Source organism: Streptomyces seoulensis, from assembly GCF_022846655.1.
Classification (GTDB): domain Bacteria; phylum Actinomycetota; class Actinomycetes; order Streptomycetales; family Streptomycetaceae; genus Streptomyces.
Genome location: NZ_AP025667.1, coordinates 6,319,807 through 6,333,364, shown reverse-complemented (window position 1 = coordinate 6,333,364; position 13,558 = coordinate 6,319,807). Strand labels below are relative to the sequence as shown.

Genomic DNA, 13,558 nt, shown 5'->3' with positions numbered 1-13,558 from the left:
ATGTACCGTCACACTCCGCAGCGTCACACCAGCCACAGCACGCCGCGACCCCAGGGACGAGCGCCTGGGGACGAACCCCGAGCGCCGACCGGAGAGAAGAGCGAAGTTGTCCCCGACCAGCGAGACCGCACAGGGCGGCCGCCGACTCGTCATCGTCGAGTCGCCTGCCAAGGCGAAGACGATCAAGGGCTACCTCGGCCCCGGCTACGTAGTCGAGGCGAGCGTCGGGCACATCCGTGACCTTCCCAGTGGCGCCGCGGAGGTGCCGGAGAAGTACACCGGCGAGGTCCGCCGTCTCGGCGTGGACGTCGAACACGACTTCGCGCCGATCTATGTCATCAACGCGGACAAGAAGGCCCAGGTAAAGAAGCTCCGGGATCTGCTGAAGGACTCCGACGAGCTCTTCCTTGCCACCGATGAGGACCGCGAGGGCGAGGCGATCGCCTGGCACCTCCAGGAGGTCCTCAAGCCGAAGATCCCCGTCAAGCGGATGGTCTTCCACGAGATCACCAAGGACGCGATCCGCGAGGCCGTCGCCAACCCGCGCGAGCTCAACAAGAAGCTGGTCGACGCCCAGGAGACCCGCCGAATCCTCGACCGCCTCTACGGCTACGAGGTCTCGCCGGTCCTGTGGAAGAAGGTCATGCCGAAGCTGTCGGCGGGCCGTGTCCAGTCCGTCGCGACCCGGCTCATCGTCGAGCGCGAGCGTGAGCGGATCGCCTTCCGCTCCGCCGAGTACTGGGACCTGACCGGCACCTTCGCCACCGGCCGCGCCGGTGACTCCTCCGACCCCTCCGCGCTGGTGGCCCGCCTCCAGACCGTGGACGGCCGGCGTGTCGCCCAGGGCCGTGACTTCGACTCGCTGGGGCAGATCAAGAGCGCGGGCACCCTCCACCTCGACGAGGAGAACGCCCGCGCGCTCGCCGCCGCCCTGGAGACCACCCGATTCTCCGTGCGCTCGGTCGAGTCCAAGCCGTACCGCCGCTCGCCGTACGCCCCGTTCCGTACGACGACCCTCCAGCAGGAGGCCAGCCGCAAGCTCGGCTTCGGCGCGAAGGCGACCATGCAGGTCGCCCAGAAGCTGTACGAGAACGGCTACATCACGTACATGCGTACGGACTCCACGACCCTGAGCGAGACGGCCATCGGCGCCGCCCGCGCCCAGGTCACGCAGCTCTACGGCGGCGACTACCTCCCGCCGCAGCCGCGCTCCTACGCCGGCAAGGTCAAGAACGCGCAGGAGGCGCACGAGGCGATCCGCCCCTCCGGCGACCGCTTCCGCACGCCCGCCGAGACCGGCCTGACCGGCGACCAGTTCAGGCTGTACGAGCTGATCTGGAAGCGGACCGTCGCCTCCCAGATGAAGGACGCGACCGGCAACAGCGTGACCGTCAAGATCGGCGGCACCTCCGCCGACGGCCGGGACGTCGAGTTCAGCGCCTCCGGCAAGACGATCACCTTCCACGGCTTCCTGAAGGCGTACGTCGAGGGCGCCGACGACCCGAACGCCGAGCTGGACGACCGCGAGCGCCGGCTGCCCCAGGTCTCCGAGGGCGACCCGCTGGCCGCCGACGAGATCACGGTCGACGGTCACGCCACCAAGGCCCCGGCCCGCTACACCGAGGCGTCCCTGGTCAAGGAGCTGGAAGAGCGCGAGATCGGCCGCCCGTCGACGTACGCGTCGATCATCGGCACGATCCTGGACCGCGGCTACGTCTTCAAGAAGGGCACGGCCCTGGTGCCGTCCTTCCTGTCCTTCGCCGTGGTCAACCTGCTGGAGAAGCACTTCGGCCGGCTCGTCGACTACGACTTCACCGCCCGCATGGAGGACGACCTCGACCGCATCGCGCGCGGCGAGGCCCAGTCCGTGCCGTGGCTCAAGCGCTTCTACTTCGGCGAGGGCCTGCACACCGGTGCCGCCGCGGACGCGGGCAACGGCGACGGCGACCACCTCGGCGGCCTGAAGGAACTGGTCACCGACCTGGGCGCGATCGACGCGCGTGAGGTCTCCTCCTTCCCGGTCGGCGACGGCATCGTGCTGCGCGTCGGCCGCTACGGCCCGTACATCGAGCGGGGCGAGAAGGACACCGAGCAGCACCAGCGCGCCGACGTCCCCGAGGATCTGGCGCCGGACGAGCTGACCGTCGAGCTGGCCGAGGAACTGCTGGCCAAGCCCAGCGGCGACTTCGAGCTGGGCCCCGACCCGGTCACCGGCCACCAGATCGTCGCCAAGGACGGCCGCTACGGCCCCTATGTCACCGAGGTGCTCCCCGAGGGCACCCCGAAGACCGGCAAGAACGCGGTCAAGCCGCGCACGGCCTCCCTCTTCAAGTCCATGTCGCTCGACACGGTCACCCTCGAGGACGCCCTGAAGCTGATGTCGCTGCCCCGCGTGGTCGGCACCGACGCCGAGGGCGTGGAGATCACCGCGCAGAACGGCCGCTACGGCCCGTACCTGAAGAAGGGCACGGACTCGCGCTCGCTCACGGCCGAGGACCAGCTCTTCACGATCACGCTGGAGGAGGCGCTGGCGATCTACGCCCAGCCCAAGCAGCGTGGCCGGGCCGCCGCCAAGCCGCCGCTGAAGGAACTGGGCGAGGACCCGGTCTCCGGCAAGCCGGTCGTGGTCAAGGACGGCCGCTTCGGCCCGTACGTCACCGACGGGGAGACCAACGCCACCCTGCGCTCCGGCGACAGTGTGGAGGAGATCACCCCCGAGCGCGGCTTCGAGCTGCTCGCCGAGAAGCGGGCGAAGGCGCCCGCCAAGAAGACGGCGAAGAAGGCCACCGCGAAGAAGACGGCCCCGGCGAAGAAGACCGCCGCCAAGAAGACGGCGGCCAAGAAGACGACCGCGGCCGCCAAGAAGACCACGGCGAAGAAGACGACCGCCAAGAAGACCACGGCGGCGAAGGCGGCGGGCTCCGGCTCGGAGGACTGACACCCCCTTTTTCGAGGGCCTCGCGCTTCTTCGAGGGCCTCGCGCTCCGCGTTAGCGAACACCCCGGTACCGGCCTCGGTACCGGGGTGTTCCGCGCGCCGGCGTGCGCCCCTTAGGGGAGCAGGGCCCGAGGCTCAGGGAAGGGGTGGGGGCAAGGGGGGCATAGGGGCCGGTGGCTGCGGATAGGCTGAACGCATGACGCGAGCCGAGCAGCCAACGGCCCCCCAACCAGCACCGGACGACGCACTTGTCGCGGATTCCCGCGAACGCGCCGTCCGTTCACTGCTGCGCCGCCCCGACCTGCGCCGCCTCTGGAGCGCGCAGCTCGTGAGCGGTGTCGGTGACGCCCTCGCGCTGCTCGTGCTGGTGGTCCTCGTCCTCCAGGCCGCCATCGCCGAAGGCTCCTTCGGCGGCGGCTACCGGGGCGCGGCGTTCGCAGTGGCGACGGTCTTCGGCGCCCGTGTGCTGGCCACCGTGCTCTTCGGTGCCGTCCTGCTCGGCCCGCTGACCACCCTCACCTCCCAGGACGGCCCGCTCGACCGGCGCTGGACCATGGTCGGCGCCGACGGCCTGCGCGCCGCGCTGCTGATCGTGGCGCCCCTGTGGATCGACTGGACGCCGGACGACGCCCTGACCGTCCTGCTGGCCACCGCCTTCGTCACCGGCGTGGCCGAGCGGCTGTGGACGGTGTGCCGGGAGAGCGCGGCCCCCGCGCTGCTGCCCACCCCGCCCCCCGAGGGCGCGTCGGTGCGGCCGCTGCCGGACCACCTGGACGCGCTGCGCCGCCTGTCGCTGCGCACCGGCTTCGTGGCGCTCCCGCTGGCCGCCGCCGCGCTGGTCACCGCCTCCCTGTTCAACAACCTGCTGGGCACCGGCATCGCCTGGTTCGACCAGCACCACGCCGCCCTCGCGGCGTACGTCGCGGCCGGCCTGTTCGCCGCGTCCGTCTCGGTGCTGACCGCCCTGAAGCTGCCCGGCACGCGCACCCCGCGCCCGCGGTCCCCGCTGGAAGGCCTGCGCCGCCCGCGCACCGGCACCGGTGTGGACAAGGGCCGTACGGGCGCCGTGCTGCTGCTGGTGGTCGCCTGTGCCGCCGTGGCCGGAGCCATCTCCGCCGCCGTCGCGGTGTGCGTGCTGCACGCCTCCGACCTGGGCGGCGGCCCGGTGCTCTACGGCCTGCTGGTGCTGGGCCTCACCGGTGGTGTGGGCGTCGGCATCCGTACCGCGCCCGCCCTGCTGCCCTCGCTGTCCCGGCGCAGGCTGCTCGCCCTGGCCATCGCGCTCACCGGCATCGCCCTGCTGGCCGCCGGTCTCGTCCCGGACGTCACCACCGTCCTGCTGATCCTCACCCTGGCCGGTGTCGGCGCGGGCACCTCCGCCAACACCGGGCACGCCCTGCTCGACCAGGAGACCGAGGACTCCCGCCGGAGCCGGGTCACCGAGCACCTGCACGCCGTCGTCCGGGTCTTCATGGCGCTCGGCGCCCTGATCGCCCCCGTCGTCGCCGGGCTCATCGGCCGCCACCGCCTGGAGAACGGCCGCTTCGTCTTCGCGCACGGCGGCGCCTCCTTCACCCTGATGCTGGTCGGCGCGCTGCTGCTGCCGGTGGCCGTGCTCGTCCTCGCCAAGGTCGACGACCGCTCCGGCATCCCGCTGCGCCAGGACATCAAGGACGCCCTGCTCGGCGGCGACGACCCGGTCACCGCCCCTGCGGGGAACGGTTTCTTCATCGCCCTGGAGGGCGGCGACGGCGCGGGCAAGTCCACCCAGGCCGAGGCACTCGCCGAGTGGATCCGCGACAAGGGCCACGAGGTCGTCCTCACCCGCGAGCCGGGTGCCACCCCGGTGGGCAAGCGGCTGCGCTCGATCCTGCTGGACGTGTCCGAGGCCGGGCTGTCGCACCGCGCGGAGGCGCTGCTGTACGCCGCCGACCGCGCGGAGCACGTCGACACCGTCGTACGTCCCGCGCTGGAGCGGGGCGCGGTCGTCATCTCGGACCGGTACATCGACTCCTCCGTCGCCTACCAGGGCGCCGGCCGGGACCTGTCGCCGACCGAGATCGCCCGCATCAACCGCTGGGCCACCGGCGGTCTCGTCCCGCATCTGACCGTCCTGCTGGACGTGCCGCCGGAGGTCGCGCGGGAGCGCTTCACCGAGGCGCCGGACCGGCTGGAGTCGGAACCGGCCGAGTTCCACGCGCGCGTGCGGGCCGGTTTCCTCACCCTCGCCGCCGCCGACCCCGGCCGCTACCTGGTCGTGGACGCGGGCCAGGAGCCCGGGGGCGTCACCACCGTGATCCGGCACCGGCTCGACACCGTGCTGCCGCTCTCCGAGGCCGAGATCAAGGCCCAGGAGGAGGCCCGGAAGAAGGCCGAGGAGGAGGCCCGCCGCAAGGCGGAGCTGGAGGCCGCCCGCAAGGCCGAGGAAGAGCGCGTGGCGCGCGAGCGCGAGGAGCAGTTGGCCCGCCTCCGTGCCGAGGAGGAGGAGCGCAAGCGCCGCGAGCTGGAGGAGGCGCAGCGCCGCGAGGCCGAGCGGCAGGAGGAAGAGGCCCGCCTGCGCGCCGAGGAGGCGCACCGCCGTGCCGAGGAGGAGCGTCAGCGTCTCCTCGCCGAGGAGAAGGCCCGCGCCGAGGAGGAGGCCCGTCGCCGGGCCGAGGAGGAGCGGCGCCGCAAGCAGGCCGAGGAGGAGGCCCGGCAGCGTGCCGAGGCCGAGGCCCTGCGCCTGGAGAAGCAGCGCAAGGCCGAGGACGCCCTGCTGCGCGCCGAGGAGGCCCGCAGGCGCGCGGCCGAGGCCGCGGCGGCCGCCGACACCGCGGCCCGCAAGCCGTCCGAGCGCGAGCGCGCCGTCCCGGACGCCCCGGCGTCCCGCGCGGCCGACGACACGGCCGTCCTGCGCAAGGTGAGCGACCGCGGCTCCGAGTCCGAGGTGACCGCCGAGCTGCCGCAGCCGCCCGCCCCGCAGGGCGCGGCGGACGAGACGGCCCTGCTGCCGAAGTTCTCCGACCGGGCCGCCGACGAGACCGCCGTGCTGCCCCCGGTGAGCCCCGCCGAGGAGACGGCCGTCCTGCCGCCCGTGCGCGACGACGCGCCCGCCGACCGGACTCCGCCCGGCTACTTCCGCGACGAGCCCGCCGAGGCGCACGACGCGGAGGACCGCACCCGCGAGATCCCGCAGCTCGGTGCCGACGGCAAGCCCCGCCGCCCGCGCCCCGACTGGGCCGAGGAGACCCCGCTGGACGACCTCCCGTCGCTCGCGGACGAACTCCTCGGGTCCTACGACGAGCAGGACCACGCCGACCGCGACGACCGGGGCCGCGGCGGCCGCGACCGGCGTAGCTGAAGCGGCGAGAACGCGGGGGCGGTGTCCACCGGAGCGCTTCGGCGCTGCGGAGGGTGCCGCCCTTCGCCGTGCGTGGCGGGCGCTGTCGGTGCCCGCCCGCACAATGGACGACGGAACACGAAGTGACGGAAAGGGCGGCGTGACCCATGAGCGTCTGGGACGACCTCGTCGGGCAGGAGAAGGTGAGCGCGGCGCTCGAAGCGGCCGCGCGGGACGCCGACGCGCTCGTCACGGCCGCCACGGCCGACCAGCCGCCGCCCGAGGCCTCGAAGATGACCCACGCCTGGCTGTTCACCGGCCCGCCCGGCGCGGGCCGCAACCAGGCGGCGCGGGCCTTCGCCGCCGCCCTGCAGTGCATCAGCCCCGACCGCGCCCTCGGCGGCACGCCCGGCTGCGGCTTCTGCGACGGCTGCCACACCGCGCTGCTCGGCACCCACGCGGACGTCTCCTCGGTCGCGGCCGTGGGCGCGGAGATCCTGGTGAAGGACATGCGGGACACGGTCCGCAAGTCGTTCACCAGCCCGGCGAACGGCCGCTGGCAGATCATCCTGGTCGAGGACGCCGAGCGGCTGAACGAGAAGTCGGCCAACGCCGTCCTCAAGGCCGTCGAGGAGCCGGCCCCGCGCACGGTGTGGATGCTGTGCGCGCCCTCCATCGAGGACGTGCTGCCGACGATCCGCTCCCGCTGCCGCCACCTGAACCTGCGTACGCCGCCCGTCGCGGCCGTCGCCGACATGCTGGTGCGCCGTGACGGCGTCGAGCCCGACGTGGCCGCGGCCGCCGCCCGCGCCACCCAGGGGCACGTCGACCGGGCCCGGCGGCTGGCCACCGACCCGGAGGCCCGCCGCCGCCGTGCCTCGGTGCTGAAGCTGCCGCTGCGGCTGGACGAGGTGGGCGGCTGCCTCAAGGCCGCCCAGGAACTGGTCGACGCCGCCGCCGAGGACGCCAAGCAGCTCGCCGAGGAGATGGACGGCAAGGAGAGCGACGAGCTGAAGGCGGCGCTCGGAGCCGTGCAGGGCGGACGGCTGCCGCGCGGCACGGCGGGTGTGATGAAGGACCTGGAGGACATGCAGAAGCGGCGCCGCACCCGCACCCAGCGCGACAGCCTGGACGTCGCCCTGGCCGACCTCACCGGCTTCTACCGCGACGTCCTCGCCCTCCAGCTCGGCTCCCGCGTGGCCATCGCCAACGAGGACGCCGAGGACTCCCTTCAGCGCATCGCCCAGGCGGGCTCCCCGGAGTCCACCCTGCGCCGCATCGAGGCCATCGCCGCCTGCCGCGACGCCCTCGACCGCAATGTGGCCCCGCTGCTGGCGGTGGAGGCGATGACGATGTCCCTGCGCGCGGGGTGAGCGGGGCGTACGTCGGTTGACGTCCGGTCTCCCCCGTACGGCGCCACGATCGGGACGCACGGCATCCGTACGGTCGCGCAGGGTTACGCTCGCCCGATGGACACCAGGCACTCCCCGTCGCCCTCGCCCGCCCGGCCGCCCTCCGGGGCGTCCCGGACCCCGGCGCGCCGTCCGTCCCGGGCCACGGCCCGCGCGGCGGCGGCCCTGCTCGCGGCGTCCGCGCTGCTCGTGTCCGGCTGCGCCGCCGGCCAGGGCACGGCGGCGGACGGCACGGTGACGGCGGCGCTGGCCGCGCTGCCGGCGTCGACCCCTTCGGCGCTGTCGCCGTACTACACGCAGAAGCTGAGCTGGCGGGAGTGCGGCGCCCCCGGCTTCCAGTGCGCGACGATGAAGGTGCCGCTCGACTACGACAAGCCCGGCTCGGGCGACATCAAGCTGGCCGTCTCCCGCAAGAAGGCCACCGGCAAGGGCAAGCCGCTCGGCTCGCTGCTGGTGAACCCGGGTGGTCCGGGCGGCTCGGCGATCGGCTACCTCCAGAGTTACGCGGCGATCGGCTACCCCGCCGAGGTGCGGGCCCGCTACGACATGGTCGCCGTGGACCCGCGCGGGGTGGCCCGCAGCGAGCCCGTGGAGTGCCTCGACGGCCGCCAGATGGACGCGTTCACCCTGACGGACACGACCCCGGACGACGCCAGGGAGCGGGACGCGCTGACCGACGCGGACCGGAAGTTCGCCGAGGGCTGCGGGAAGCACTCCGCGCGGCTGCTGAGGCACGTCTCCACCGTCGAGGCGGCCCGCGACATGGACGTCCTGCGCGAACTGCTCGGCGACGAGAAGCTGAACTACGTGGGCGCGTCGTACGGCACGTTCCTCGGCGCGACCTACGCCGGGCTGTTCCCGCACCGCACCGGCCGCCTGGTGCTGGACGGCGCCATGGACCCCTCGTTGGACGCCCGGCAGATCAACCTGGACCAGACGGCGGGCTTCGAGACGGCCTTCCAGGCGTTCGCCGAGGACTGCGTCAAGCAGGCCGACTGCCCCCTGGACGGCAAGGACGCGACGCCTGCGCAGGTCGGCGACCGCCTGGAGAGGTTCTTCCGCGAGCTCGACGCCCACCCGATCCCGGCCGGAGACGCGGACGGCCGCCGCCTGACCGAGTCGCTGGCGACCATCGGGGTGATCGCGGCGATGTACGACCAGAGCAGTTGGGAACAGCTCCGCGAGGCGCTGAACTCGGCGATGGACGAGAAGGACGGCGCCGGCCTGCTGTCCCTGTCCGACAGCTACTACGAACGCGACGCCCGCGGCCACTACAGCAACCTGATGATGGCCAACACGGCCGTGAACTGCCTCGACCTGCCGCCCGCCTTCGACAGTCCCGAGCAGGTGCAGAAGGCGCTGCCGGACTTCGAGAAGGCGTCCCCGGTGTTCGGCCCCAGCCTGGCCTGGTCCTCCCTGAACTGCACGTACTGGCCGGTGAAGGCCACGGGCGAGCCGCACCGCATCGAGGCGAAGGGGGCGGCGCCCATCGTGGTGGTCGGCACCACCCGCGACCCGGCGACCCCCTACCGCTGGGCCCGGTCCCTGAGCCGCCAGCTCTCCTCGGGCCGCCTCCTCACCTACGAGGGCGACGGTCACACCGCCTACGGCCGCGGCAGCACCTGCGTCGACTCCGCGATCGACACCTACCTCCTCCACGGCACCCCGCCCGCCGAGGGCAAACGCTGCACCTGACCACCCCCGCGGTACCGGCCCCGGTGACCGGGGCCGGTACGAACCACACCTCGAACCTGTGTAGACTTACCGACGTTGCCGATCGCACCCCGGTGCGTCCAACACGCCGCTTTAGCTCAGATGGCCAGAGCAACGCACTCGTAATGCGTAGGTCTCGGGTTCGAATCCCGAAAGCGGCTCCGGTGAGAAACCCCAGGTCGATGGCCTGGGGTTTTCTGTTGTCCGGGGCGGGTGCCGGGTCGGTCAGCCCTCCAGGGTGATGGAGAGGATCGCTCCGATGAAGCCCCCGGTGGCCACCTGGGTGCCGTGCCAGGTGTCGCCGGATTCGGGCCGGGTGCCGTACATCTTGAAGTAGAAGAGCGGGTCGCCGCTGGAGGCGGTGGCGTTGCCGACGCCGGGATCGCGGCGGGCGTAGTTCTCCATGGTGACGTAGTCGTTGCCGCTCGTCGCCACGGTGGCGCCGAAGTGGTATTCGAAGGTGTTGTCCCGGTCGCGCGACGCCTCCTGACCGGCGTCGCCGTAGCCCACCGTCACCAGGGCGGAGCCGGGCGGCGGGGGCGGCAGGAACTCGTTGAGGCCCAGCTCGCGCAGGGCCGCGTCGAGTTCGGGGGAGTTGGCCGTCTTCAGATCCTGGAAGGTACGGCTCATCGTCTGGGAGTAGGCCAGATACGCGTCCTTGTCCCCGGCGACGCCCTTCTCGAACGCCTCCTTGACCCCGTCCAGATGCGTGCTGCCGCCGCCGTCGACGAGGTCGAGGACCCTGGCCAGGAAGTTCTCCCAGGAGCCGATCCCCTGCGACGAGAGGCCCTTCTTGCCGGTGACGAATTCCGCCATCTCGTTGCAGCGCTGCGGGGTGAGGACCGACAGGCCGGTCGCCTTCTTCGTCATGCCCAGCGCTCCGGCCGCGCCGGTCCGCTTCGTCTCCACCACGGGCTTGACCTGGTAGAGCCGCAGTTCCCCGGACTCGCCCCGCACGCGCAGGTAGCGGGAGCCCTGACGCAGCCGTACGCGGCCGGCGAGCGCCTCGTTGGCGGCGCGGATGTGGGCTTCGGTGGCGAAGAAGACCTTCGACTCGCCGGGCCCCTGCTCGATCGCCAGGTCGAAGCTGTCCGAGAGGCGCAGGGGAGCGCTGCCGTTGAAGGTGATGTTGGCCGTGCGCGTCTGCGCGTCGGAGAAGTAACTGCCGCCCGCCTCCTGCTGGCTGGGGAAGAAGTGGTCGTCGCTCTCGGCGCTCTTGTTGGAGCCGATGGACGAACGGCGGTGCTTGGAGGGGTAGTTCTCCTCACCGGGTGCGATCTCGACGTAGCGCTGGACGGGCGCCCGCCCGTCCCCGGGTGCCGTGCCCGCGTCCGCCGTGTGTCCGTGGTGCGCGGAGTGGGCGCCGCCTGCCATGACGCGGTGGGCGTTGGCCTCGGCCTCCCGCTCGAACCGGTCGGAGGGGTCGCTGAGGCGCAGGCCCCCGCCGGTGTCCGTCCCGGCGACGGGGCCGGAGCGCTGCGGGACGACATGCGTGAGTTCGTGCGCCAGCGTGTGCTTGTCCGAGCCGTTCTCGCCGATGACGATGTGCCGCCCGGAGGTGTACGCGCGGGCGCCGATCTCCGCCGCGGAGCGCTGTGCCGCGGTGTCCTTGTGGACGCGGACGTCACCGAAGTCGGCGCCGCCGAAGCGGCTCTCCATCTCGGCGCGGACCCCGGGTTCCAGCGGCCGGCCGGTGGAGCGCAGCACGTCGTGGACGCCGGAGCGCCGCTGCACGGAGGGGCTGTCGGCCACCTCGTCGCGGGGCGTGAGCATGCGGGTCACCGCCGCGTTCCCCACGCTGCGCTGCAGCGCGCGCAGGGATTTCGGAGCCGACCCCGCGGGCGGGACCTGTACCGGGACGGCAGGGCGGGCGGTCGTCCGGCGAGGCCGGGCCGGTGCGGTGTCGGGCTCCTCGTGCTTGCGCACGCTGCTCCTTCGGCAGGGGGATGACACGTTCCCGCGCAGTATGTGCGCGCCGGTGGGCGCCGCGGAAGAACCCGAAGGGCAGCATCGGGGGCACACCCGGCCGTCCGGAGAACCGGCTCAGTGCGTCAGCTTCAGGCCCGCCACGCATGCGATCAGCCCGAGCAGCAGCAGGATCTTGACGGTACTGGCCGGCTCCCCGTCGAAGAGCATCGCGTAGGCCGCCGTGAGGGCCGCTCCGATGCCGACCCAGACCGCGTAGCCGGTGCTGACCGGGACCGTGCGGAGGGCGAAGGCCAGGCCCGACATGCTGAGCAGCAGGCCGAGTACGAAGATCACGGACGGGAGCGGGCGGCTGAAGCCTTCCGACTTGCCGAGGGCCGTGGCCCACACCGCTTCCAGCATTCCGGACAGTACGAGCGCGATCCATCCCATGGAGAACTCCCACGCGCCGTCTTGTCGTGTGCTGGGTACGGCGCACCTCGTCCAGGAGCCGATCGAAGCTCTGTCAGCCATGGTCGCACAGGTGGTGCGCGCTCACTTGGCGTCCGCGTAGCACTCCACGACGGCCGTGCTGAAGGGGAAGCGGACCGGGGTGTCGCCGAAGGTGAGGCGGGCCGCGAGGGCGGACGCCTCCTTGATCGCCAGGGCGACCCGCTCCGCCTCCTCGGCGGGGCAGTGGACGATGACCTCGTCGTGCTGGAAGAACACCAGCTCGGCGGCGAGGTCCGCGCACGCGCGGCGCAGGGCCGCCAGGAGCAGCAGGGTCCAGTCGGCCGCGCTGCCCTGCACGACGAAGTTACGGGCGAAGCGGCCCCGGCCCCGGTCGGTGGCCGTTCCCCCGCCGCCCGCGCCCCGCCCGTCCTCCTCGCCGAGCGGGATGCCCGCCTCCTCCGCCGCGTCCGCGCCCGCACCGGCCACCGGCGGGCAGGTGCGGCCGAGCCAGGTACGCACCAGACGGCCCTCCTCGCCCGCGCGGGCCGCCTCGTCGACGTAGGCCACGGCCTTCGGGTAGCGGCGGCGCAGCGCGGCCAGGTTCTTCAGACCGTCGCCCGAGGTCTGGCCGTAGATCGCGCCGAGCACGGCCAGCTTGGCCTGGTCGCGGTCGCCGGAGAAGGCGCGGTCGGAGACGGCCTGGTAGAGGTCGCTCTCCCGCCCCGCCACCTCCATCAGACCGGGGTCGCGGGAGATGGCCGCCAGCACCCTGGGCTCCATCTGGTCGGCGTCGGCCACCACCAGCCGCCAGCCGGGGTCGGCCACCACCGCGCGCCGGATCACCTTGGGTATCTGCAGCGCGCCCCCGCCATTGGTGACCCAGCGCCCGGTGACCGTGCCGCCCGCGAGGAACTCGGGACGGAACCGGCCCTCGCGCACCCAGTCCCGCAGCCAGGACCAGCCGTGCGCCACCCAGATCCGGTACAGCCGCTTGTACTCCAGCAGCGGGGCCACGGCCGGGTGGTCGAGGGACTGGATCTCCCAGCGGCGGGTGGAGCCGACCTTGATCCCGGCCCGCGCGAAGGCCCTGACCACGTCGGCCGGGAGGTCGGGGCGCACCCGGTGGCCGAAGGCCGTGGACACCTCGTCGGCCAGTTCGGCCAGGCGGCGCGGTTCGCCGCCGCCCGCGTACCGCTCGCCCAGGAGGTCGGTGAGCAGGGCGCGGTGCACGTCCGCGCGCCAGGGCAGGCCCGCGCGGTTCATCTCGGCGGCCACCAGCATGCCCGCCGACTCCGCACCGGTCAGCAGGCGCATCCGGTCGGGGTGGGCGGTCCGGTCGTGTCTTCGCTGCTGTTCGGCGTAGACCGCGAGGAGGTCGGTCAGCGGCATCCGGGTGCCGGACGGTTCGAACAGCGAGGACTGGGCGCCTGGTTCGGCCGCGCGCAGCGGCGGGTCGGGCGGTACGGGGCCGCCCCGGAGGCGGGCCAGGGCGGCGGCGGCCGAGCGTGGTTCGCCGTACCGTCCCTCGTGGCCCAGGAGCAGGGTCTCGGCGTCCTCGACGTCGTAGCACCGCTCCACTCGCACCCCCGTGGCGAGCAGTCGCGGGTAGACCTCGGCGGTCGACCTCCACACCCAGCGTCCGGTCTCCGGGCGGCTCCGCACCGCCTGGGCGGGATCGCTCTCGCGCCGGACCGGACCGGCGGGCATCCCGTCCCGGCCGAGGGGTGCGACGTCCACGCCACCGTCCTCGGCCGGTGCGAGTGCCCACCGGTCGGTCATGCGTATGAGTCTCGCAGGGGGGTCTGACAACGGTCCTGAC

General features: G+C 73.1%; 7 protein-coding genes, 1 tRNA gene and 1 riboswitch. Of the genes, 5 read left to right on the top strand and 3 right to left on the bottom strand.

The genetic code is table 11. The annotated features are described in order from the left end of the window. Nucleotides 1-106: 106 nt before the first annotated feature. The 5 genes from topA (at nt 107) to HEK131_RS29090 (ending at nt 9,542) form a co-directional block, all read left to right on the top strand. Entirely contained in the window at nt 107-2,938 is a 2,832-nt protein-coding gene (topA, locus tag HEK131_RS29110; protein WP_244451797.1) for a type I DNA topoisomerase, read from the top strand. Nucleotides 2,939-3,133: 195 nt separating this feature from the next. Beyond that, nucleotides 3,134-6,277, top strand: a complete 3,144-nt coding sequence (tmk, locus tag HEK131_RS29105) for a dTMP kinase (RefSeq protein WP_244451796.1) — start codon at nt 3,134-3,136, stop codon at nt 6,275-6,277. A 146-nt stretch (nt 6,278-6,423) separates the two neighbouring features. Continuing rightward, nucleotides 6,424-7,629, top strand: a complete 1,206-nt coding sequence (locus HEK131_RS29100; RefSeq protein ID WP_244451795.1) for a DNA polymerase III subunit delta' — start codon at nt 6,424-6,426, stop codon at nt 7,627-7,629. A gap of 96 nt (nt 7,630-7,725) precedes the next feature. Then, a complete protein-coding gene (locus HEK131_RS29095; RefSeq protein ID WP_244451794.1) occupies nt 7,726-9,363 on the top strand; it encodes an alpha/beta hydrolase in 1,638 nt (545 codons plus the stop codon). Nucleotides 9,364-9,468: 105 nt separating this feature from the next. Further along, nucleotides 9,469-9,542 (top strand) — tRNA-Thr (locus HEK131_RS29090). Nucleotides 9,543-9,606: 64 nt separating this feature from the next. On the opposite strand, the gene HEK131_RS29085 is transcribed toward HEK131_RS29090, so the two are convergent. From HEK131_RS29085 to HEK131_RS29075, 3 genes are all read right to left on the bottom strand, one after another. Next, complete coding sequence (locus HEK131_RS29085; protein ID WP_244451793.1) at nt 9,607-11,307, bottom strand: eCIS core domain-containing protein; 1,701 nt, start codon at nt 11,305-11,307, stop codon at nt 9,607-9,609. A 117-nt stretch (nt 11,308-11,424) separates the two neighbouring features. Beyond that, a complete protein-coding gene (locus tag HEK131_RS29080) occupies nt 11,425-11,739 on the bottom strand; it encodes a DMT family transporter (RefSeq protein WP_244451792.1) in 315 nt (104 codons plus the stop codon). 10 nt (nt 11,740-11,749) lie between these two features. Beyond that, nucleotides 11,750-11,813: riboswitch (guanidine-III (ykkC-III) riboswitch) on the bottom strand. Nucleotides 11,814-11,841: 28 nt separating this feature from the next. Next, complete coding sequence (locus tag HEK131_RS29075; protein WP_244451791.1) at nt 11,842-13,518, bottom strand: bifunctional 3'-5' exonuclease/DNA polymerase; 1,677 nt, start codon at nt 13,516-13,518, stop codon at nt 11,842-11,844. Nucleotides 13,519-13,558 lie beyond the last annotated feature (40 nt).

Bases quoted from the DNA above. Each gene is read 5' to 3' on its own strand.
- tmk (WP_244451796.1), top strand. From the start codon at position 3,134: ATGACGCGAGCCGAGCAGCCAACGGCCCCCCAACCAGCACCGGACGAC.
- HEK131_RS29100 (WP_244451795.1), top strand. From the start codon at position 6,424: ATGAGCGTCTGGGACGACCTCGTCGGGCAGGAGAAGGTGAGCGCGGCG.
- HEK131_RS29095 (WP_244451794.1), top strand. From the start codon at position 7,726: ATGGACACCAGGCACTCCCCGTCGCCCTCGCCCGCCCGGCCGCCCTCC.
- HEK131_RS29080 (WP_244451792.1), bottom strand. From the start codon at position 11,739: ATGGGATGGATCGCGCTCGTACTGTCCGGAATGCTGGAAGCGGTGTGG.
- HEK131_RS29075 (WP_244451791.1), bottom strand. From the start codon at position 13,518: ATGACCGACCGGTGGGCACTCGCACCGGCCGAGGACGGTGGCGTGGAC.